This is a genomic window from Pseudoalteromonas sp. ASV78, assembly GCF_047806705.1.
Lineage (GTDB): Bacteria > Pseudomonadota > Gammaproteobacteria > Enterobacterales > Alteromonadaceae > Pseudoalteromonas > Pseudoalteromonas prydzensis_A.
Window position 1 is genome coordinate 53,703 of record NZ_JBLOPA010000002.1, and the last position, 22,939, is coordinate 76,641.

The following is a 22,939-nucleotide window of genomic DNA, read 5'->3' on the forward strand; positions in this document are numbered from 1 at the left end:
TTGCTGCTTTTGTTTGTAATAAAATGTGCTAAGTCATTACAGGGCTTGCCATACATCCGCGCTGCCTGGCTCATCTCCTTGAGTCCACCACTGTGCTTGATATTGCACGCCTTGATAGGTCACTTGGTCACCATTATTATAAATACCTGATGCTTGCCAAACTACATCGCCATTACCATCACTTGGTTGCGACGTTGCTTCCCATGCACCGCCCAGATCAGGGCGATCACCTTGTGTCCACCATTTTGCGGTGTACTCAACGCCATTGTAAATCACAGTGTCACCGCCAACATACACTGCCGTTTCTTGCCATGTATCACCTGTGGGTGGTGTATCAGCGTCGGTCACCGTTACGGTAAAGCTAACAACGGTTGAGGCTTGACCATCACTCACTGTAACAGCAACGCTATAATTTGTGTCTGCATCAACTAGGTCAGCCGTTAGACTCACGTTTGCGCCACTGCCGACAAGAGTTAAACCTGCGGGTACATTGTAGCTATAACTAAGGGTGTCTCCTTCTGCATCGCTTGCTGATACATTCACTGCTGTTGATCCACCTTCTTCGACTGTTACATCTGCAATAGCAGCAACCGTTGGCGCAGTATTTTCACCCGTACTTGGGGCAAGCACATTCACGACCACATCTTGGCTAACCGTTGCTTCACCATCACTGACCGTCACTGTCGCTAAATATTGACTGTCACTTGTGACGTTCGGCGCACTGATCACTAAAGTGCTTGAGTTGCTACCTGATACCGTTAATTCAGGTGATGCAGTCCAACTAAACGTCAGTGGATCGTTATCGGCATCCGTTGCTGAAGCACTGACAGAAACACTTTCGCCAGCGTTAACGGTTACAGTGCTTGATACTGATAACACAGGTTTTTTATTACTTGGCGGTGTAACAACTCCACCTAAGCCATCATGCATTGCATTTAAGATATCACCATTGTCGGCATCAATTTCCCAAGCAAATAACCCCCCTAAATCGTGTTGATTCACATACTGGCCTTTGGCAATAACCGAAGCAGGGCTATCGTAAGTAATTAATTTACCCGTAGCACGATTCCACACATAAGCGCCTTTAGCTTGCTCATCGTAGCCGACTTCAAAGCCATTGATACCAGTGCCCGCAGCACCAATCATATGCGCTTTGACCCCTTTGTAATCAATCACGCCATCTTCCCAAACACCTTGTGCCGTTGAGCCTGTTAATGGCCCACTGCCAGTGGCCGTCATTGGGTTACCGTCAATAGTAGTGCCTGTTGGAAAAACACCTTCCCAACCACGGCCATACATAGCAGTTCCAACAACGATTTTCTTCGATGGTACATTTTGCGCTAGTAATAATTGTACTGCGTTATCAGTGGTATAGGCAGGGCCTTTGCGTGGCTCGCCATTTTCATCAACACCGGTGCCATTACATTGGCCTGCACTCATGTGCTCACCACAATAAAGTGCCGTTTGATGGCCCGTTACGCCACTCCATGCCCCATAGAAGTCATACGTCATCGCGAAGATGTAATCCATATATTGGCTAGCGGCTTGGTAATCAACGTCTTCAATTTTGTCGTAACCTGCGCCAATTGCTGACGTAAGCTCGTAAGTGCGGCCAGTTTCAGCTTCAAGCTTATCAAGCATAGCGCGCAGCTCTTGCATTAACGCAACATAGGCAGGACCATCATTGATTGGATCGCCAATATCTGGGTTAGGGCCGTCACCACCAGGAAATTCCCAGTCAATATCAACCCCATCGTAAAATTTCCAGGTTCTTAAAAACTCTTCCATTGAGGCGACAAAGGTGTCGCGGTTAGCTTTATTAGTAAAGCCACCGAATGGGTCAGATAATGTCCAGCCACCCACTGATGGTAAGATTTTCAGATCAGGGTAACGCTGTTTCAGCGCCATTAACTGTGAATACGTACCACGGATTGGATCTTTTGCGTCCACCCCTGGTAATGCTTTTTGCACAGCGGCCCATGGATCGTGAATAACCACTTCATAATCAGCAGAGCCTGCACAGGCTGTTTCAAGTGCTTGCTTAGGAGCACCCGTTAATGATGCATTTTCACCACAAATTGGAATAAAGCCATATAAAATGTGGCTTAGGTTTTGTGCTGGAATATTTGTTACATCATAATCACGACCATAAATGCCCCACTCAACAAAGTAAGCACCAGTTACTAAGCCTTGCTTAATGCCAATATCACGGTTATTAGGATCAACGTCCATCGGTAATGGCGCTAAATGGCCGCCGTCTGTATCAGCAATTACAATTGGCTTACCAGCACTGCGCGCACAGCTAGTACCGCCTTCACACAATTCTACATACAAGGTATGACGGCCCGCTTTATCATACGGGAATGAAATAGTGCCAGTCTTAGAACCTGCTGCAAGTGGCCCTTCATTTACTAGCATGTCATCAAAGTAAACTTTATAGCTATCACCACCATCACCGCTCCATGCACTCCATTGAATGTTGATAGCGACTTGCTCAACACGGGTAACAAGTTGCTTATAAGAGCCATTTCCTTCAAGGTCCACTTCAACAAACGAATATTGTTGTGGCTCCCAGTTGATGCTTGGTGTAGATGGCGCAGCAGACACAGTGCCTGCAAATAAAGCAACACCAATGGCTGCGGTTAACTGTTTGATATTCATATTTCTCTCTTATCCATTATTAATGTAATTATTTAATAAGTTTGAACTACAAAACTTAGGCTTTTATTTAAAGTTGAGTCCATACATTGGCTTGTCCAGGAGTATCCCCTTGAGTCCACCAGTTAGCGCTATAGCGCTGTCCTTGATACGTTACTTCGGCACCAGCTTGATAGGCTTTGCCTGCATTCCAGTTACTGTCTACGTCGGAAGTCGATGTCTCTTGCCAGGCATTGGAGTTGTCAGGTTGTTCGCCTTGATTCCACCATTGGGCGGTGTAAACAACACCTTGAAAACTGGCTTGATCACCAGCCTGATAAACCGCACTACTGCTCCACGGTGCAACAACAGGATCAGTGATAACGCTGTCATTTACAGTGACGGTAAAACTGGTTTCAGTACTGAGTTGACCATCCGATACCGACACAGAAACGCTGTAATCTGCGTTTGCCGATACTTCAGGAGCAGTAATTACAATATTTGCGTCCCCTCCAGTAAAACTCAGTGGCGCAGGTACTGACCAGTTGTAAGTCAATGCAGTTTGCTCATCGTCAAAAGCATGAAGGTGCACGGCTACGGTGGTATTTTCATCGATAACTAAATCATCCGGAGTGTGAACAATTGGCGCCGTATTAGTCGGTGCAGTTTGCACGCTTAATGTGTAGGTGTAGTTTGCATTACTGCTATAGACTTGATTGGTGAGTACATCATTGCCATTAAATACCACCTCACCGGCTTGATTTTGCACGCCAATTTGCACTAAGTGGGCGTAATCTAAGTTCAGCTGCGCAGCGAGTGTTTGTTGCCAATTTGCTTGGTTTTCTGCGGTGATTTTTAACTGCTGATTAATCACTTCTTGGCCATTTTCATCAAATAAACGTGCCCAAACGCTCTCCCCTGCAATCGCATCTTGCCCTTGGCGAACAAAATAACCCACGCTTGTCCAAACACTTGGATCCGTCGGCCCTGCGTCGCTCACAATGGTAATATCGCTACAGTTATAGAAGCCTTCACCCACTACATCGTTACGTTGCCAACGGCTATACAAAATAGCCTCGCCGCTGCGCCCTTGTGGGATAGCAACGCTCATTTCGTAATAGCGCTTGCCATCGGTGTCTTTAATTACTGCAACATTGTCATGATCTTGCACTAATTCTAGATCAGCCCATGTCAATACATCGGTTGCAGCATTAAAACTTGGCTTGGTTAAATAAAACTGCCAAAAGCTTGGATTATGCGGCGTCGCTGCAAGGTAGCGAATTTGAATATCACCATTAGCATTAGGCACCACATCGCTGCGCTGCCAATGTGGCGAAGGTAAATCCATGCCGCGTTTAGCATTATCACCACCGGCGCACAGCAGTCCATTGGGAACCGATGCCTCTACCGCAGCTTGATTTAAATAATCTGGTGTATTAACAGAAAATTCAATATCTTGTACAAACTGGACTGTGCCTGATTCTAAAAATGCAGCACGACATGCAAGGTTTGGAATATTAGTGCCATCTTCAGGCCACCAATATCCGCCATCGGCTTGGCAAAATGCTTGACGCGCTTTGGGGCTGTCCATATAACCGTGTGCGTTTACATCCGTAGGTATTAGCGTTAGTAACACGCTACTTGCTACTGCTGACAGCGACAGGGTTTTTAATTTAATTAATGTCATTGTGTTGTCCTTAAAAAGCGAAAGTTCTGGGGCAAATGAACTTGCCCCTATGATTTACAGGCTACAACTCTTGGTCCAATCAGCCGTTGCACCCGGCTCTGAACTTGTCCACCACTTCGCTTTATAAACCGCGTTGTTATGAACCATTAAGTCACCACCTGTAGCATGGCTGGGATTGCCAGCCCAATCTGTTTGTGGGAAGTTTGGATAAACAGCAATTGCAGTAACGGCTACGCCTTCACAAGTGCCTGACGTGTCGTCGCCACCAGTATCGGGATCTGTATTACCACCACCTGTTGAAGTACCGTTTGGTAGGTGTGGATACTCAAATTTGAATGCGTAAACTTTGCCATCTTTTTCAATGGTAAAGTTACTCGGACCGGTAATTGGCATGTAATACATCACTTGCGCATTGACTGTTTTACCAGCGCTGAAATCTTTTGGCTGACCGCCCCACTCATTGTTAAGTGTGATTGAAAACCGGTGGAACTCGTGCTCGTAACCGCCAATGTTATTACCCGCTGCATTAGAGCCATTTACTTCAACGGCCATGCCGAGTTTTTCTTGTGCGTTCCAATTAGATTTAAAAATAGCCGAAGTTGATACCGGCACATCAAACGAGATTTTCGCACCGCTTAGATCAATATTTGAGTTATTAGTAAACGCAAAGGTTGGGCTAATTGGGTAGTTATCATCACCAATGGGGAAGTCTTTTGCTGCAAACTTTACATCTACCGCTTCGGTTGGTACCACAAAGTGTGGGTTACCTGGATGAGTGTCATATGCCACACCGCTTTGGTTAAACTTGTCATAAGCTAGTGTCGTTAAAGTCGAGCCCATAAAGTACTCGCCCTTTGCCGCGTCAAAATCATAGTCACCAGCAAGTTCCCAGAACATAATCCCGCCAAGGCCATTGTTGATGACATAATCAAGCTTAGCCGCCATTGACTGTTCATCTTCAATAGAGAGGAATACTTTTTTCTCGGCGTTCCATAACCACGGTGCAACCGCAACATCATCGTAATGACGCGTATAAGTACCTGTTAGCTGATCATCAGGATCGGTATCTGGTGTTAAACCATAAACACCTAAGTACGAACCAACAATACCATTTTCAAGATTTTTAACATGCCATAATGGGTTAGACCCTGCTGGCATTTCTTGCCCTGCATCGTTCTTATCATGCCAAAGATTATCTATTCCTAATGCACCATTACCACACTTGTTCTTTTCACCAACGCCAGTGCCTGTTGCGCAATCAGCTTGGTTTGGCAGTGCCGCTTGGCCCCATAAACCATTCGTGCCACCGCTTACGTCTTTAAAGCCACGCGTATAATAAGGAAGGCCGATGTTAATACGCCCTGCAGATACAGCACCACGGAAATAACGTACCGCCCAATCGGTATTTAAATAACCAATGCCTTCAAACTCAGCCGTGGTGTATACGCCCCATTGTGCCAGCTCAGAGTCAACACCGGTGTCAAACAAGGCTGCATTGTGGCCAACATGTGAGTTCCATGCACCGTGCAAGTCGTAAGACATAATGTTTACGTAATCTAGGTACTTAACTGTTTGGAATGTTTCCATACCGCGTAGTAAATAACCTGAAGATGGCGATGCAATGGTGAGCAAGTAATGTTTACCCGCTATTTCACCAGCGCGGTCTAGTTCTTCACGGAGTTTTTTCATCAACACTTGGTAAGAGGCATTTAAACCAGCGCGGCGGGCATTTGAAATAGGGAAATCATCAGGGTGGCCTGAATCTTTCATTGATGATGGGTATTCATAATCGATATCAACTCCGTCAAAGCCATATTTTTCAATGAATTCAACGGAGCTTTTTGCAAATGCCTCAATACCCGCTTGATTCACTGAACCATCAGCATTGGTTGTCATGGTATAAAAACCACCACTTTCAACACGGCCCGTTTCATCAAAGTAACCACCGGTTTCAGCCCAACCGCCAACAGAAACTAATGTTTTTACATGAGGGTGTTGTTTTTTAAATTTATTTAATAGATTGAAGTGGCCTTTATAAGCAAAGCTAGGATCCATTTCCGCACCTACAATACCTGGCCATTCCATATTGGTAGCTGGGTTGTCGGCTGCGTTAGGATCACCAATTGACACTTTATTATTGGCATCAACATGGGCAAACGCATAGTTGATATGGGTTATTTTATCCCATGGAATATCGTTCACTAAATAGCTAGGTTGACCATTTGCGCCATTGCGCCAACTAGTAAAGTAGCCAATTACACGACGCGGATGATCAGCGCCCATGATCTCACGACCATCTGCATCATACACTGTACAATACGGCGTATTAACACCTGGTGTTTGATATAAACCTTGTGGGCGACAATCAGTACCTGGAACTGGCCCTGTGTTTTCCTCAACAACAGTAAGCACCTTAGTTACTTGAGCTGTTGCGCCTTCGTTATCGGTTACCGTTAACGTAAACGAGGCTTGGCCAAGTGCCGTTGCTTGCCATGCATAACTACTTGATGCCGTACTGGCTTGATGTACGTCGATGCCATTAGCAGCAAAGCTTAATCCCGTTACTTGACCATCACTGTCAGTACCTGATAGCGCAAACACCACTTGAGAACCAACAATCAGTTGCTCAGGTAAAGTACTAAATGAAATAGCAGCAACCGGTGCTTGATTAACAGGATCAAGCACCTCTGTCACGCTAATCGTGTTGCTCACTTGTATTGATGTAGCACCTTTATCATCCGTTGCCACAGCACTGAGCTGATGCGAACCCGCCACAGCTTGCCAGTTAGTCGTAAATGGAGCCGTGTTGTCAACAGCCACAGAACTACCATCAACAAAAAACTCAACAGCAGCCACTGAACCATCGGCATCCGTTGCTTGCACCTCAATGACAACGCTGTCTTCATCGTTAAATAAAGAGTTATTCGCCGGTGTTAATAAGGTGATAACTGGCACTTGGTTTTCCGTGACAGCGCTGTCACAAACACCCAAAAGTTGCCACTCTTGATATTCACCAGCATTTTCCACTGGATTTGACTGTGTCCACCACTTAGCTTCATAGGCACTCTCTTGTGCATGTACTTGGCTGCCACCCGTATGAGTTTGTCCCGCTTGCCACTGCGTTAACGTACTGCAATCGACTGCTGCATACGCACTTAAGCCGACAAAACTAAGCGATACTACACTTAGCTTAAATGCATTTTTTATTATCATTTGTGAGCTCATCAGCTCCTCCGCCCAGAGTTTTAATATAACATTAATTTTACAATTGAATTTGAAAACTACCACAGTTTACTCATACGTCAACTTAATTTGGCTATATGATGTATAGAAAACAGCCATAAAAGTAATGAAAAAAGACCATAAAAAAGTTTTTTTATCGCCATTTAACACTAAACAAAAACATCAAGTTTAGAGAATGGGTAATTTCGCATACAAAATATGAACGCAAGGTTAATTTATGGTTACAGTTTATTTACGAGTATCTTAGCGGGCTCTAGCAACCTTTACGCAAACGTAAACAAGAGTGGGAATAGGCAGAAACAATAAAATGGCAGACTATATAACCAAAAAACCTCGCTTAGAAAAAAATTATCTAAGCGAGGTTTTTAAAAAATGTCCGAGCTTGCTATTTTTTTGTAAAAAATAGCGTTTAGAATAAAAGCCCTATTTGATCACAACGTCATTAAGCGGCGATTAAATAGGACTCTTGTCCTGCATGTTTGTTGTTGCGCTTATAAGCACCTTTGCCTTTTTTAGCGGCTACAATTTGTGGTTTAAAAATTTTCGATGTAACTAATGCGGCTAATGCATTATCGCGAATAACACCTCGGCCAGTATCTACTGATGCAGTAGATTTAGTCACTTTAGAACGACGTTTGCTCATTTTTTTTCCTCTTTAAAAGTATCGCGATTGTATGCTTGATATAAAAAAATACAAGCAGTTTTAATAAAAAAGCCCGCATAATTGCAGGCTTAATAAACAACTCTAAATTTAGAAACTAAAACTTACTTTTGCGTAGTAACTTCTGCCATCAAAGCCATAAGGCAATGCACGTACAGGGTATTTAAATGCGCCATTGGTGATAAAGTTTAGTACTTCGTCATCGCCTAGTTCATCTGGCGTTTCATCAAATACGTTATCCGCACCAACCGAAAGCACAAACATATCGTTAATTTGGTAACTAACGTTTAAATCAACTAACACTGCAGATTCAACTGTACTTGTTGGTTTAAACGAACCTGTTGGCGAAAGCTCACCCGGTAATGGTATATGATCGTTACCAAAATATTTTACATCGGTTTCGCCAAAGTAATTAAAACGAATTGTTGAAGTGTATGCATCACGTTCGTAATCAAAGGTAAGTGTTGCTCGTTCACTAGGCTGACCGTCGGTAAAAAAACTGCGTTGTAAATCATCAAACGCTACAGATTCTGGAATGCCATCCGCTGCGTTTACACCATCAATTTTAGTATCGTTTAAGTTACCCGCAAAAGTAACACCAAAGTTACCGCCTTCTACATCTGTACGATATGATGCAATTATATCAACACCTTGAGTAGTTGAATCAACTGAGTTTGAGAAGTAGTTAGCTTGTACTGCGCCGGTTGCTTGTAAAGCAGCAACAGCCTCAGAGCTAAACGATACATCGTCAGCCGTTAATAAGCTGCCAAGTGTAATACGGTCTTCAATTTCTACGCGGTAAAAATCAACCGTTAACGAAAGTTCGCTTGTTACATCGTAAACAAAACCCGCACTGTAGTTTGTCGATGTCTCAAGCTTTAAGCTGTCTACACCTAGTGCACTTGGAAAAGCAGTGCCAGTGTTTGCAGTGAATGACTGGGTTAACGTGCCGTCGGATCCTAAGTTAGTAGTAAATGCTGTATAGCCACTCTGCTGCAGCGAAGGGGCCCTAAAGCCAGTAGATACCGCACCACGTACTGCAAAGTCGTCTGAGAATTCATAACGCGTTGCTAGCTTACCAATTAAATCATCCCCGGCATCAGAGAAATCTTCATAGCGAAGTGCACCACTGATGTTCCAGGCATCAGTGAGCATGGTTTCAACATCTACGTAGAATGCGTAGCTGTTACGATCACTTTCATTTGCAGCTTCTGGACGCAAACCGTTATAAGCTTGAAAGCCACATTGTGCAAATTGCTCAGGGTCGTTCACTGATGGATACGATGTATCCATATTTGCTAAACCACATGCGTACGATGCTTCATCACCAGGTACTATTTCATAATTCTCTTTACGGTATTCTGCGCCAATTGTTACATAAAGTGGTTCGCCGCGACCAATGTCCACAATACCATTTACGTCAAGGTTAACTGTTGTTTGATCGAACCTAAAACCACCGGAGTAACCACCACTTGGGCCTGCATTTGCTGCTATATCCGCATCACTTGCCGTTGGGTTATTAAATAAATACTCCGCCGCATAAGAAGCGTTTAATGTATTGCGTGATGTAAAGTCATATTGGTTTTCACCATAAACTGCCGATACATCGTAGTTCCAATCTGGATTAATATCACCTTTAAAACCTAGTGCAACAGAAATATCCTGCGCTTCGTTATAAATGCGCGGTAAAAAACCATCACTGTATACTTGAGTAACATTTTTAGATGCTTCATTAAAGTTACGGTAAAAGCCGTTACCCAGTGCTGTACGCTCAGAGTAACCACCAAACGAGTAAAGTTCACCGTCGCCCATTGGCAATGCCATATTATAAAATAACGAGGTAAATTCACTTTCCGAATTACCTTGGCCCCAACGAACGTTGTCAGATAACGTACCTGGTTCTACATCAAGCGAACCACCGGTATCGCGCTCTGCGCGGTTAGTACCATCGGCATCACGATACTCAAGTGATAAGTTAATAAAGCCACCTGCAGTGCCCAAATCAAAACCGCGATTTAAACCCGCTGAAATGGTCTCGCCATCACCTTCAGCTGTTTCACTATATTGTACATAACCAGTTGTTATACCTGTTGAATCATTCAGTGATAAGTTAATGACCCCAGCAATAGCATCAGAGCCGTACTGCGCTGCTGCACCATCACGTAATACTTCAACCCCTTTAAGTGCAGTCAGTGGAATTGCATTCATATCGGTACCCGCAGCACCTGCACCAACTGTACCATTAAGGCCAAAAATAGATTGATTATGACGACGTTTACCGTTTACTAATACCAGTGTTTGATCTGGCTGTAAGCCACGTAACGTCGCAGGGCGGAATAAATCAGAGCCGTCTGAGACTTGCGTACGCGAAAAGTTAAACGATGGCGCGGTAGCTTGTAAACTTTGCCCCAGCTCAGTAAAGCCGCCTTTATTTAAATCATCAGCGTCAATTAAATCAATTGGTGACGAAGATTCAGTTGCTGTGCGGTTAGAGACCCGCGAACCTAAAACGGAAATTTGTTCTATGTTTTTTTCTGCTTCGACTTGTGCGTCTTCAGCCATGACAGCTGAGCTACTAAATGCAAGTCCTACGGCGATAGCCAGTGTATTTAAACGAAATGTTGTCATGTGTGTTGTTCGACCCTGTTGACTCTTCACCTGTTTACTCAATTGCAGTCATAAACAAGTGAATTCATAAAAGTTATAATTAGTGTAATCAAGCGTCATTTACAAAAATAACGCCTTGGCGAACATCCTAGCAACATACACGTACAAAAAGAAACATATTTAACTGCGACAATGGTCGAAATATGCAAAAATTAGCTAAATTATCTCCTATTTTATGATTTTGATTGAATTTCAAACAAAAAAAAGCATGATTATTCAAATCATGCTCATTGTTAAAATATTGTTGTGCGCTAAATAGCGTGAGGGATTAGCCTTCTTCTTCCCAAAGCGCTAACTTTTCATCTTCAAGCATTAATGCCATTGATGCAATGCTGGTTAAGCTTTCATCCAATCCTTTGTAAAGTAATGCAAAACCATCACTGAGCTGCTCTGGTTCTGGGTGTTCTTTAATCGTATCAGGCCACATTGCAAAGGTCGCAAGTAAGTTTAAGGTTGCTTCAAAGTTATCAATAAACAGCTGCCCATCAGCTTGATTTGCAACTTGTTGTTTATCCGCACTTAATAAAAAAGCAAAATCACTTTGCCACACTTCTTGGTTAACCATATACGCAGCTAAGTAACCCACACACCACTGTTGCAGTTGCTCACTTGGGGCTTTAGCATCATCCCCATGAGGATAAATAGTGCTCAATAAATGTTGCTGTGCTACCTGCGCTTCGGTCACATTATCCAATAACGTGATCATTGCCTCGTGTTCAGCAGAGCCGGTCATTAAACGGGTATAAATAGGATCATTTTTATCAGCAATGTAATTGGCAATTTCTGACTCGCCATAAAACTCCGAGCACGCTAATAAACCACTAATAAAGCCAATTACACTGTCAGTGCTCACCACTTTTAATTCAGGGTGCTGACTTAAATAATCACTCAAAACCAATGTACTTTTTTCATTAAGCATTATTCACCCTCAGGTCGTTATACAATCAGTCTATACACTAACCAACTATTGGTTTTTTTTAAAGCAAATTATTCATGTCTTAGAATTGGGAAAAAACAATGTATCTGTGTACCTTGCCCTTGTTGGCTGTCAATTTCAATCTCACCTTGGTGATCATGGACCATGGCGTACACTAACGTCATCCCCATTCCAGTGCCAGTGCCAACGGGCTTAGTGGTAAAAAATGGATCAAAAATATGTGCTTTTACATGTTCACTCATGCCGCAGCCATTGTCACTGACGGTAATGCATATCTGCTGATCGGCAAAAGCCACCGTGACAGTAATTATTGCTTGAGTATCACTAAGCTCATCACATGCGTGTTTAGCATTAATTAATAAATTCACCATCACTTGATTAATCGCAGCTAAGTTACACCATGTCATTGGCACTGGTTGATAATTGCACTTAACCTCGCAGTGACCCAATTGATTTAACAATAATTTAACTGCATTTTTTACTGCATCAGTCATATCAACAAGCTGTTTTTCATTGTCTTTTGGTCGAGCAAAATCCAGTAAATTACGCACTGTATGGTTTATCCGCCTAAGCCCTTGGCTGCTATCGGCTAATAATTCATGAATATCATCACGCAGACTGAGCAATGACTGTTGCTCAGTAAGCTGGTTAAGTTGCGCAATTAATTCGCTATCGCTAATTGTTCTATCAAGAACCTGTTGATTCATTTCAAGTAAACGGTAAACAGTGTTATTACTGCTATGTAAACTTTCAATATTACTCATCGCATAAGCTAACGGATTATTGATCTCATGAGCAACTCCTGCGCATAACGTGCCTAAAGTCGCCATTTTTTCAGCCTGAATAAACAGCCCATGTTGATGCTCTAATGCCACGACCTTTTTTTGCAGCTCTTGATTTAACGCAAACAACACCCTACTTTTATCTTCAAGTAGTTGTTCCGCCTGCTGTCGCGCAACTTTTTCGCGTAAAAACGCCTCCCGATAATTGTCATCTGTTAATGTCATAATGAGCTATTCCATCCCTAGTGCTAATAATTCGCAAGTAGCGTATTCGTACGGTTTGAGTATAGTTACTTAGCTGTACTTAATACTTTAAAGTTAGCACAATTAACGCTTACACGCTTTAATTCGAAAAACTCGCAGCAACAGACTATGGTTAATAATAACGCTTAACTTTATGAGGCCATTGTGGGACTAGCAGCAAAACCGCCGAAAACACAGCAAACACAACAAATATTATGCGTCGATGATGATGAAATTGTGCTGCGTTCGTTATCGCATTTATTAAAAAGCCATCAACTCAACGTGCTGACTTGCTGTTGTCCCGTTGCGGCATTAGAGCTTGTAAAACAACATCAGTTTGAAGTGATCATTTGCGATATGCGGATGCCAAAAATCAATGGTGCACAGTTTTTTCAGCAAGCAAGAGAACTTGCCCCTGACTCGCAACGTATTTTATTAACCGGTTTTACAGATATAGACACCACACTGACCGCCATAAATGACGGGCAAATTCATGGTTATATCCAAAAACCATGGCAAAATGATTTATTACTCAGCTGCATTGTCGATAGCATGGAAAAATACCAATTAAAAAAACAAAACCAAGCTTTACAACAACAGATCAATGCACAAAATATCGCTTTAAAAGAACTCAATAACTCACTAGAGCAGCGCGTCGAAAAACGCACTAAGCAGATCAAACAAGTACTTAAACAGCTTGAAATCGCTAATGCCAGTGAAAAGCATGAGCACCGCTCAACGGTTGAATTACTTTATAACTTTATTAACGCCAACCCCTATTTAGATGGCATAAAAGCAGAAAATATCGCCAATACCTGCACGCAGATAGCAAAACAACTGCAACTCCCCGAAAAAAATATCGAAATGGCCGCCATGGCAGGCTATTTAGCGCAAATTGGCTTGCTGGCAATGGATCCTCAGTTATATGAACACCCTTTACATGAACTGACCGAGCAACAACGCAAACGTTATTATACTCACCCAAGTACAGCCCAATTAATGCTGATGCCAGCGACCCATTTACACGATGTGTCTGATGCCATTTATCATCAATACGAACATTATAGTGGCAATGGTTTACCTAAAGGGCTCAAAGGTAATGATATTCCACTGAGCGCAATGATCCTTGCCTTAGCGCGTGATTATTGGGATGCCTATGAGCAGTGCCAGCAAACTGATGCTAAAAAACACCAACATGCTTTAGAAACAGTCACGCGATTCAGTGGCACTTATTACCACCCCAAATTAGTGCACGCCTTAACTGAATGTAGGATCAAGTGTATAAAGCAACAATCAAAAATCGGCTCCATGCAAATCATTACTGCACGACAGCTCACTGTGAATATGGTGTTAGGCCATGCTTTGCATAGCCATAACGGCATTATGCTGCTGCCAAAGGGCCACCTTTTTAGTGCCAAATCGATAGAGAAACTGCAACAGCTTGAGGCTAAAAAACCATCACCTTTTCGGATCATGATCAAATCATCATAAATCAGTGATCCTATTTAGCCTTTCATTCGTTACAATAGCCTAATAATATACATGGAATATTTTCCATAACTGGCTATTTTTCTTTAGGAGCAGTGTGTGTCGCGATTTTCAGCCGTTACCGATAACCCTCATGATCAGCGTTTTCATCAAAAAACAGGCGTTTTACTGACCAACTTAGGGAGTCCAGATGCACCCACAGCGAAAGCATTGCGCATTTACTTAAGAGAATTTTTATCTGATCCGCGCATCGTTGAGATCCCGCGTTTAGTCTGGATGATCATTTTGCATGGCATTATTTTGCGAGTACGCCCTAAGCGCTCAGCAAAATTATACCAAAGTATTTGGACCGAAAATGGCTCGCCATTAACCCATATAACTCGTTTACAACGGGACAAACTCGCCGCTCAGCTAAAAAACCAAGGCTATGAGAATACCGACGTCGTGATGGCGATGCGTTATGGCAATCCATCCATTGCAGCAGGTTTAGAAAAATTACGCGACAAAGGTTTTACTCGCATTGTGGTGCTACCTTTATATCCGCAGTACTCAAGCCCCACCACAGGCTCGACCTTTGATGCAGTAGCAAAAGTACTGCGAAAATGGCGTTGGGTGCCAGAGCTACATTTTATAAATGGCTATCATAAAAACACCACATACATAGAATCTTTAGCCAACAGCATTAGTGAAGACTTACAAACTAATGGGATGCCACAAAAATTAGTGTTTTCATATCATGGTATGCCGAAACTGTTTTTAGAACGCGGCGACCCATATTATTGCTTATGCCTGCAAACCACCCGTTTAGTGGTCGAAAAACTTGGCCTTGATAAAGACTTAGTTGTCAGTACCTTTCAAAGCCGCTTTGGTAAAGCTGAGTGGTTAAAACCCTACACAGATGCAACCCTTGAGAGCTTGCCTGGTGAAGGTATTAAAGATGTGGCTATTATCAGCCCTGCATTTAGCGCCGATTGCCTTGAAACACTTGAAGAATTAGAAAGTGAAAACCGTGAAATTTTTGAACATGCCGGCGGCGAAAAATACCGTTATATTGCAGCGCTTAATGACCGCGACGATCATATTAACGCACTAATCGATGTGCTTAAACCAATGCTTTAAAACCCCTGAGTAGGCGCATTTTAGTGCCTACTCAAAATTTAATATTACCGCGTAATGCTTTTGTGTTGCCGTGCTTGGTTTTTTTATCCATGCGTTTACGCTGCGAACTACGACTGGGCTTAGTCGCGCGGCGTGCTCTTTGCACTTTAGTGGCAGACACAATCAGCTCTTTTAAACGTGCCAGCGCATCTTCTCTATTTAATTCTTGAGTACGATGACTTTGCGCTTTAAGCACAATCACCCCGTCTTTAGTAATACGACTATCATTAAGTGCGAGTAAACGTTCTTTATAAAATTCTGGGAGTTTTGAGCGATTAATATCAAAGCGCAGGTGTATTGCACTGGCTACTTTATTAACGTTTTGCCCACCAGCCCCTTGTGCACGAATAGCAGTTAGTTCAACTTCCCACTCATCAATTGTTACAGCGTTTGAAATAGTTAACATTAGGTTCAGTTACATTTGGCAAAAATGCATTATAGCATTTGCTGCATAGAGACCAAAATCGACTACTATTAGTAGCGGTTAAGCTATATTTCGTCTTTAAAGCGACAATAGAAATAAACAAAGGATCTAACTATGAAAAAACTATTATTATCAATCAGCTTATTAGCCATGAGCTTTTCAAGCCTAGCTGTAGATATCACTGAAAGTGAGCTGCAAGGTTACATGAAAGCACTCCCTGCCGTAGTTGACTGGTCAAAAAACCAAGATTCATTAAAAAGCATGGACTTAGGCAATATGTTAGGTGGCTCTGAAGGGGGCTCGACTGCAACGGCATTAGGTACTCTAGGTATGATCAAAGATAATGATTTATACAAAGAGTTTACCGCATTAACGACTAAATATGGTTTTACTCCTGAGCAACTTATTGCTGTAGGCTCTGAAGTATCAATGGCTTACCTTGAAAATATCAAAGGTAATTTATCACCAGAGAATAAAGAAACAGTAAATCAGCTAATGGGTGGCTTACAAAGTATGAGCGGCTCGCAAAATAACAGTGCTAACTCAATGCTAGGCTCAGTAGCTAACTCAGCGAATGCCGCCAGTGCAGATGCGCCAGTTGTTAATGAAAACAATGTAAACCTCGTGAAAGAATACATGCCGCAACTGCAAAAACTATTTGCAATGGTGCAATAAGTACGGCAAAAAATATTTATAACGCGACCTTTTGGTCGCTTTTTTTATTGGTTGTAACCAACACCACTGAAATTTATACTGGCAGCAATTATTAGCGACTGACTTACTGATTTTATGCCAATTAACCTAGCCCCAAGTGCCACAACTGACGAACAACAAAAACAACTGTGTGTATTACTTGCAATTGTAATTAGCGGTGCCTCGAGCGGCTATGATAATTCGACCCAGCAAGTGACTAAACGCCTTTATAACAACATTAAAACAGGCTATTCATTTTCTAAAACAGAAGTCGCCAAGTTCACCAAACAACTTGAAGCACAAGATTTCATTTGGCAATACCCGTTTGGGGATCGCTTTCGTATTTCAATCAATGCCATCGCTTTTATAATCGTTAATGTCACTAAACACCCTAACTTGCTGAATGCCTTTGTGACAGAGGCAGTAAAAAGTTGTTTTTATTACGATAACAATGTTGCTTTTTTACAATGCTTATTTGATCACATTAGCCGTACCCAAAATGGTAAACCGCAATTACTCAAGGACTTATCACAAGCGATTGATTTAAATTATATTAACTCACTCGCACAGTCGCAGTATAGCAGCCAAGTGTGGCACTGTTTACCCCAGCAGTGGCAACAACTGTGTTTAGAAAACTTTATTCGCGGGCAGTTTTTTAATCTTACTGCCACTCCAGCCTGGCCGACACTAATCAACCAAGCAAAGCCAGCACTTACAAGACATACACGCATTTACCTCAATGAAAACTTAGCCGTTTTACTGCAAAATAACAACTACACACAGTTGCTTGATGACAAACGCGATGCTGTTTTAGCCACCTTTATCGAGGCAAATCGCAATGCCATCAATGGTGGGTTTATTGATATTGCATTAATACAGTATAAAAGCGCATTAACAGTGTTTAGAAAACAATTTGGCAAAGGAATTTACCCAGGCGAACTGAGCGGGTTACTCTATACAGTATGTTTATTTATCAGCGGTAGACCTGCCGATGTAAAGCAGCTTAGTACCTGTCAAAAATGGTATAAGAAAAATTTCGGCGAGTTCAGCCATGCCAACCAAGCGATTGTTCACCTACTCGAAGATGACTTAGCAAGCTGTGAGAAGCATCGTCTAAGTAACGATTTATATCGTTATATAAATAACCCAAATGCATTGGCGCCGCTATTTTGCTTATTGCTGGCAATCATTAAAAACGCCACTGATGAGCAAATAAATCACCTAAGAGGTGATACTGAGTTATTAACGCAACTTAAAACAGCCGCTAGCCAACAGCAACATTGGTTAGCAGAGCAATGTTCGCACCTCGTTAATTGGCTTCGCGATGACATACCATTACCCAGCACTGGTTTACTACAGCACTTTACGCGAGTGCCACACTGGCAACGTTGGCTTAATGAAATTAGCCAAATAGACACCCCAACTGCGCAGCAACGAGTGATTTGGCAACTGGATGTCACTCATCTAGATTTACCAATTATTCAAGCTAAAGTGCAACAACTCAATGCCAAAGGCGACTGGACCAAAGGCCGCAAAATAAACGCACATGAACTTGCCTATAGCCAATATGAAGACGCATTAACCAGCATTGATCGCAACTTAATTCAAGTGCTCAATAGCCATGCAGGGTTTGGCTATAATGAGATACACGCAACTGGCGCAGTATTACAAGCGCTGATCGGATTTAAAGGGCTTGAAGATCACAACGGACAACCGCTGACTCTAATTAAAGGTGAGTTTGTCCTTGAAATTGCACAAGACATAAATGATTGCTACCGGCTTGTGATGCAACCGAGTATTAGCGATATTGATTGTGATTTTGTACTTTTACACAGTCATGCGCACTGTTATCAAGTTTTTAGAATTGATGATAAACAACTAAAATTACTACAATTACTAGAGCAACAACCCAACAACTTAACTGAAGAAAGATTGCCACAACTCAACGCCGCATTACAAGTACTGGCCAACGAGCACCATATTAGTAGCCAACGTAGCGAGTTTGCCGAGGTTAATAACGTACGCCAAGGGCTCTGCGACATTGCCGCAGTGATTGCGCTGACTCAATTAGGCATTAATGTTAATTTCTACAGCATGCCAATTGGCGTAGAGGGTCCTTGGCTTGAGCCAGGTATTGGTGCGTTAACACTGGCACACAGTACGGATGAACAAACCGACAGCATTATTATCAAGCGCGATTTGAAAGCAGAACAAAAAGCGCTGCGAAAACTACTTAAAAATATGGCAGGGGTTTTTGCTGATCGACAAACTGGGCAATACAACAAGTCACAGCAACAATTTTACTTACCAGAAGATATCAGCCAAGCAATAGAACTACTTGAAACAGCACAGCAACAACAGTCCTTGGTACTAAGCTGGGATGAAAGCAGCCAAGGCATGCAAGTGGCGAAGAGCAAGCACCTGTCACTGAACCTCAATGACGATAATGACTGGTTAAGTGTCAGTGGCAATATCTCACTGCCCAGCGGCCAAATATACGAATTACAAACGCTACTCAAAGCACCTCGACGCGGTAGCATTTTAGAGTTTTCAGAGGGTAATTCGCTGTTATTGGATCAGCGTTTAACTAACTTGTTAAATCGTTTAGAAGGTATGCAAAACCTTGATAAACACAACCCTACTGATGAGCTAAGGATTGCCAATGCGCGCGCCCTGCCATTACACAAAACGATTGCCGACTTAGGTGATGTCACATTTGGTGAAAGCTGGCAAACCCGTTTAGCTAAGTTTAACCAAACAGTCGAGCCAACTTTACCTGCACATTTAACCCATATTCTGCGTGATTACCAAATAGTAGGCGTGAACTGGTTAATGCAATTAGCTAACTGGGGACTCAATGCCTGCTTAGCCGATGACATGGGACTTGGCAAAACACTGCAAACCTTAACCGTGTTACAAATGCGCAGTAGTTTAGGTGCCAGTTTAGTGGTTGCGCCAAAATCAGTGTGTCATAACTGGCGAGTCGAAACCGAGCGATTTGCAGCTAGTTTGAACGTAAAAATTATTGAAAACGCTGCGACATGCGCCGAAGTACTCGCCAATGCGGGCAAACACGATTTAGTGATTGTCAGTTATGGTTTACTGCCGCTGATTGGCGAGCAGCTCTGTCAATTTAGTTTTGCTAATATTGTCTTTGACGAAGCACAAGCAATTAAAAATCCTTTGAGCTTACGGGCAAAAGCCGCGTTTGCACTCAATGGTCAATTTAAAATAGCACTGTCGGGCACGCCGATTGAAAATCACTTAGGTGAACTGTGGAGTTTATTTAACTTTTTAATGCCGGGTTTTTTACACACCCTGCCCGTATTTAAAAAGCGCTTTGGCAATGCCGACAAAAATCAGCAGCAAGCCGACACCCTAAAAACCTTAATTGCACCATTTATCCTGCGTCGTACTAAGCAAACTGTGTTAACTGAGTTACCAGAAAAAACCGAAATAAACTTAACCTTTGCGCTCAGTGATAAAGAGCAGGCACTCTACGAAGCAACTCGCTTAAATGCGCTTGAGCAAGCGTCACAGGATGACAGTCAATACATCACTATCTTAGCTTCATTAACTAAATTACGCCGCGCCTGTATTGCTCCGCAGTTGTTACTGGAAAATAGTAAGTTACCATCGAGTAAACTCGACACCGCCGAAGCCATTATTGAAGAATTACTAGAGAACAATCACCAAGCGCTGATCTTCAGTCAATTTGTTGATGTATTAAAACTGCTTGAGCAACGTTTGCAAAAACGCGGTATCGATTACTGTTATCTGGATGGCAGTATGAGCAGCAACAAACGCAAACAACAGGTTGATAAATTTCAAGCCGGCGATGCGCCGTTGTTTTTGATCAGTCTAAAAGCCGGTGGTACAGGGCTTAATTTAACCGCAGCCGACTATGTAGTGCATTTAGATCCATGGTGGAACCCAGCGGTTGAACAACAAGCATCTGATAGAGCCCATCGTCTCGGGCAAACTCGCCCTGTCACTGTGTACAGGCTAATTGCACAAAACACCATTGAAGAAAAAATTCTACAATTACATGAGCATAAACAAGCATTAGCAGACAAAGTATTAGCAGGAAGTGGTGATGCGGGGCAAATGTCTAAAGATCAATTACTGGCTTTGTTAAATAACAATGATCTGTAATGTGACGGTTACGCTTGGTGCGCCAAGGTAACCGCAAAGGCACTGTCATCTTCTAGTTTGCGCAGCATTTTTGCAGTAGGCAGGCAGATATCTTGCACAAAGTGCAGCACATGGGGCTCTGGCTCACAAAACAAAATATCCAGCGCTAAGCGATCTTTACCGTATAAACCACGGTGGAGCATATTCGCTGAAAAAATCAGTAAGTCGCCCGCTTGCATTTCAATAACCTGGCCAGAGGCTAAATCATCACTTGAGTTATAGCCGCCTTCAGATAACCTAGTCGCCAATTCAGCTGGGGTATCCCAACGACGATGGGAACCCGGCACCAGCTCAATACCTGGTTCATCCTCAAGTGCCACCCGACAATGAATAACTTCTGGGCCTGATAACGCTGCTTGTTGCTCAAGCAAACTCAAATGGTACTGCATATCACGATGCCAATAGTTTTCTTGCTCAGGGTTTACTGGGTTAAAAAATAGCTGCGTATTGATAAATGCCGCAGTGTCTAAAATTGAGTCTACTTGCGCCATTAACTTATGGCTGGCAATAAACTTAAACAATACTAATCGTTGCGCTTCATCTAAATAGGTGCTTGCAGTTAAGTAAGCGCTATTAACCGCCTTGGTTTGATAAAACTGTTGGTTATCAGCAATCCAATGCTGGTGAAAACAATTGGTCACTTCGCGCACTTGCACAAGCTCACGCTCAGTGTAAAAACCTTTAACATGAAAAAAGCCGTGTTGCTCAAATTGCGTATTGATCATCTGGCTAATCACCCTGAGATTTTAAAATTGATTGCACTGCTTGCGCTAATTGTGGCACTACATCACGCTCAAACCAAGGGTTGTTAGCGAGCCAAATATTATTACGCGGGCTGGGATGTGGTAATGGCAGAATGGTTGGCCAATACTCACGCCACGATTTTACTAACTCAGTAAGCGGTAAATGTTTGGTCTGTGGCAGATGATACGCTTGCGCGTATTTACCCAGTACTATGGTCAGCTTAATATTTGGCAGTGCGGCTAACAGCTGCGCACGCCAGGCAGGCGCACACTCTTTGCGTGGCGGTAAATCGCCCGACTTACCTTTACCGGGGTAACAAAACCCCATCGGCAAAATAGCAATTTTAGTCGCATCGTAAAAATCGTCTTTACTGAGCCCTAACCACTGGCGTAACCGCTGACCACTGGCATCATCAAATGGTATCCCAGTTTGGTGCACTTTAAGCCCTGGTGCTTGCCCAGCAATTAAAATTCGTGCGCTAGGGTTAAATTGCACAACCGGACGTGCGCCGAGCGGCAACTGTGCTTCACAGATCACGCATTGACTAACTTGCGTTAATAAATCGCTAGCCAGCATCACTATTTTGCCCTATCCGCCACAACACACCGCTTGGATCATAAACCACAAAATCAATCATCTGCCATGGCTGTAAGCTTGGCTCTGTTATAGTAATGCCATACTTTTGCGCTAAAGCTGTGCTTTTTAGCTGCGCATGCCATGCATGCACATCTGCAACTAATAGGTGCATCATAAAGTTATTAGCATGCTCTGGGTTATAAAAGTTTTGCAATAAAAAGCTGCAATCACCATGATAAAAATACGCCATCTCTGGGCTTTGCCATGCGAGCTCAAAGCCCATTTGCTGATAAAATTCGCAGCTCAACGCGTAATCTTTTGCAGGCACAAATGCCTTGATCTCTTCGCAACTCAAATTTGCCATGCAATTCCTTTCTTTGAGTTAGTAAAATTATGATCTGTTATAAATGAACTAGATGCGTTCTGACCACACCGCAAACTCATTACCACTGGGTTCGGTAAAATGAAAACGACACCCACCAGGAAAATCAAAAATAGGTTTTATAATTTTTCCTCCATGCTGCTCAACCTTACTGAGTGTTTGGCTAATATTTTCACTATAAAACACCAGTAATGCGCCGCCATGTTGCGTTAATGAACTGGCATTTGCTTGATAGAATCCGCCATCAAGCCCTGCACAGTCACTATTGAACGCAGTATATTCTGGCCCATAATCAATAAACTGCCAGTCAAATACAGCACTAAAAAACGCCTTCGTTGCCGTTAAGTCGGCTGCCGCAAATTCAACATAATTTAACTTTTCATGTGCACTCATAATAAATCCTGAAAAAAATAACAATCATAA

The 22,939-nt window shown here is 42.7% G+C and carries 16 protein-coding genes; 4 read left to right on the forward strand and 12 right to left on the reverse strand.

From position 1 onward, the window contains the following. Positions 1-36 precede the first annotated feature (36 nt). The 7 genes from ACMVDV_RS18445 to ACMVDV_RS18475 form a co-directional block, all read right to left on the reverse strand. Positions 37-2,661 (reverse strand): glycosyl hydrolase family 18 protein, encoded by a 2,625-nt coding sequence (locus ACMVDV_RS18445; RefSeq protein WP_416159160.1) that lies wholly within the window; start codon positions 2,659-2,661, stop codon positions 37-39. 67 nt (positions 2,662-2,728) lie between these two features. Then, the gene (locus ACMVDV_RS18450) at positions 2,729-4,324 is read right to left on the reverse strand and encodes a lytic polysaccharide monooxygenase (RefSeq protein WP_416159161.1); all 1,596 of its coding nucleotides are present in this window, start codon (positions 4,322-4,324) and stop codon (positions 2,729-2,731) included. 54 nt (positions 4,325-4,378) lie between these two features. Then, entirely contained in the window at positions 4,379-7,549 is a 3,171-nt protein-coding gene (locus ACMVDV_RS18455) for a glycosyl hydrolase family 18 protein (RefSeq protein WP_416159162.1), read from the reverse strand. 460 nt (positions 7,550-8,009) lie between these two features. After that, complete coding sequence (gene arfA, locus ACMVDV_RS18460) at positions 8,010-8,210, reverse strand: ribosome alternative rescue factor ArfA (RefSeq protein WP_304181873.1); 201 nt, start codon at positions 8,208-8,210, stop codon at positions 8,010-8,012. Between the two features lie 108 nt (positions 8,211-8,318). Beyond that, a complete protein-coding gene (locus ACMVDV_RS18465) occupies positions 8,319-10,856 on the reverse strand; it encodes a TonB-dependent receptor plug domain-containing protein (protein ID WP_416159163.1) in 2,538 nt (845 codons plus the stop codon). A 307-nt stretch (positions 10,857-11,163) separates the two neighbouring features. Beyond that, positions 11,164-11,814, reverse strand: a complete 651-nt coding sequence (locus ACMVDV_RS18470) for a UPF0149 family protein (protein WP_304181869.1) — start codon at positions 11,812-11,814, stop codon at positions 11,164-11,166. A 68-nt stretch (positions 11,815-11,882) separates the two neighbouring features. Next, positions 11,883-12,839, reverse strand: a complete 957-nt coding sequence (locus ACMVDV_RS18475) for a sensor histidine kinase (RefSeq protein WP_304181865.1) — start codon at positions 12,837-12,839, stop codon at positions 11,883-11,885. A 180-nt stretch (positions 12,840-13,019) separates the two neighbouring features. Here ACMVDV_RS18475 and ACMVDV_RS18480 point away from each other — a divergent pair, with 180 nt between their 5' ends. Both ACMVDV_RS18480 and hemH read left to right on the forward strand, forming a co-directional pair. Further along, on the forward strand, positions 13,020-14,348 hold the full coding sequence (locus tag ACMVDV_RS18480; RefSeq protein ID WP_416159764.1) for an HD domain-containing phosphohydrolase: 1,329 nt from the start codon (positions 13,020-13,022) through the stop codon (positions 14,346-14,348). 96 nt (positions 14,349-14,444) lie between these two features. Continuing rightward, positions 14,445-15,464 carry a ferrochelatase gene (gene hemH / locus ACMVDV_RS18485; RefSeq protein ID WP_416159164.1) on the forward strand — a complete coding sequence of 340 codons (1,020 nt, stop codon included), beginning with the start codon at positions 14,445-14,447 and terminating at the stop codon, positions 15,462-15,464. Between the two features lie 31 nt (positions 15,465-15,495). On the opposite strand, the gene arfB is transcribed toward hemH, so the two are convergent. Then, complete coding sequence (gene arfB, locus ACMVDV_RS18490; RefSeq protein WP_301562803.1) at positions 15,496-15,909, reverse strand: alternative ribosome rescue aminoacyl-tRNA hydrolase ArfB; 414 nt, start codon at positions 15,907-15,909, stop codon at positions 15,496-15,498. A gap of 132 nt (positions 15,910-16,041) precedes the next feature. Here arfB and ACMVDV_RS18495 point away from each other — a divergent pair, with 132 nt between their 5' ends. Together ACMVDV_RS18495 and ACMVDV_RS18500 are read left to right on the forward strand one after the other, a co-directional pair. Beyond that, the gene (locus ACMVDV_RS18495; RefSeq protein WP_416159165.1) at positions 16,042-16,602 is read left to right on the forward strand and encodes a short-chain dehydrogenase; all 561 of its coding nucleotides are present in this window, start codon (positions 16,042-16,044) and stop codon (positions 16,600-16,602) included. A gap of 114 nt (positions 16,603-16,716) precedes the next feature. Beyond that, positions 16,717-20,775 (forward strand): SNF2-related protein, encoded by a 4,059-nt coding sequence (locus ACMVDV_RS18500; RefSeq protein WP_416159166.1) that lies wholly within the window; start codon positions 16,717-16,719, stop codon positions 20,773-20,775. Positions 20,776-20,783: 8 nt separating this feature from the next. On the opposite strand, the gene ACMVDV_RS18505 is transcribed toward ACMVDV_RS18500, so the two are convergent. Genes ACMVDV_RS18505 through ACMVDV_RS18520 form a run of 4 tightly spaced genes read right to left on the reverse strand, consistent with a single transcriptional unit; the run spans position 20,784 to position 22,909 of the window. Further along, positions 20,784-21,539 carry a phytanoyl-CoA dioxygenase family protein gene (locus ACMVDV_RS18505; protein ID WP_416159167.1) on the reverse strand — a complete coding sequence of 252 codons (756 nt, stop codon included), beginning with the start codon at positions 21,537-21,539 and terminating at the stop codon, positions 20,784-20,786. A 4-nt stretch (positions 21,540-21,543) separates the two neighbouring features. Next, on the reverse strand, positions 21,544-22,134 hold the full coding sequence (locus ACMVDV_RS18510) for a uracil-DNA glycosylase family protein (RefSeq protein WP_304181852.1): 591 nt from the start codon (positions 22,132-22,134) through the stop codon (positions 21,544-21,546). After that, positions 22,124-22,498 carry a VOC family protein gene (locus tag ACMVDV_RS18515; protein ID WP_304181851.1) on the reverse strand — a complete coding sequence of 125 codons (375 nt, stop codon included), beginning with the start codon at positions 22,496-22,498 and terminating at the stop codon, positions 22,124-22,126. The genes ACMVDV_RS18510 and ACMVDV_RS18515 overlap by 11 nt, the downstream gene beginning before the upstream one ends. 48 nt (positions 22,499-22,546) lie before the next feature. Then, complete coding sequence (locus tag ACMVDV_RS18520; protein ID WP_416159168.1) at positions 22,547-22,909, reverse strand: VOC family protein; 363 nt, start codon at positions 22,907-22,909, stop codon at positions 22,547-22,549. Between the last annotated feature and the right edge of the window lie 30 nt (positions 22,910-22,939).

Bases quoted from the DNA above. Each gene is read 5' to 3' on its own strand.
- ACMVDV_RS18475 (WP_304181865.1), bottom strand. From the start codon at position 12,839: ATGACATTAACAGATGACAATTATCGGGAGGCGTTTTTACGCGAAAAA.
- ACMVDV_RS18445 (WP_416159160.1), bottom strand. From the start codon at position 2,661: ATGAATATCAAACAGTTAACCGCAGCCATTGGTGTTGCTTTATTTGCA.
- ACMVDV_RS18470 (WP_304181869.1), bottom strand. From the start codon at position 11,814: ATGCTTAATGAAAAAAGTACATTGGTTTTGAGTGATTATTTAAGTCAG.
- ACMVDV_RS18515 (WP_304181851.1), bottom strand. From the start codon at position 22,498: ATGGCAAATTTGAGTTGCGAAGAGATCAAGGCATTTGTGCCTGCAAAA.
- ACMVDV_RS18505 (WP_416159167.1), bottom strand. From the start codon at position 21,539: ATGATCAATACGCAATTTGAGCAACACGGCTTTTTTCATGTTAAAGGT.
- ACMVDV_RS18520 (WP_416159168.1), bottom strand. From the start codon at position 22,909: ATGAGTGCACATGAAAAGTTAAATTATGTTGAATTTGCGGCAGCCGAC.
- ACMVDV_RS18465 (WP_416159163.1), bottom strand. From the start codon at position 10,856: ATGACAACATTTCGTTTAAATACACTGGCTATCGCCGTAGGACTTGCA.
- arfA (WP_304181873.1), bottom strand. From the start codon at position 8,210: ATGAGCAAACGTCGTTCTAAAGTGACTAAATCTACTGCATCAGTAGAT.
- ACMVDV_RS18455 (WP_416159162.1), bottom strand. From the start codon at position 7,549: ATGAGCTCACAAATGATAATAAAAAATGCATTTAAGCTAAGTGTAGTA.
- ACMVDV_RS18495 (WP_416159165.1), top strand. From the start codon at position 16,042: ATGAAAAAACTATTATTATCAATCAGCTTATTAGCCATGAGCTTTTCA.
- ACMVDV_RS18500 (WP_416159166.1), top strand. From the start codon at position 16,717: ATGCCAATTAACCTAGCCCCAAGTGCCACAACTGACGAACAACAAAAA.
- ACMVDV_RS18450 (WP_416159161.1), bottom strand. From the start codon at position 4,324: ATGACATTAATTAAATTAAAAACCCTGTCGCTGTCAGCAGTAGCAAGT.
- arfB (WP_301562803.1), bottom strand. From the start codon at position 15,909: ATGTTAACTATTTCAAACGCTGTAACAATTGATGAGTGGGAAGTTGAA.
- ACMVDV_RS18510 (WP_304181852.1), bottom strand. From the start codon at position 22,134: ATGCTGGCTAGCGATTTATTAACGCAAGTTAGTCAATGCGTGATCTGT.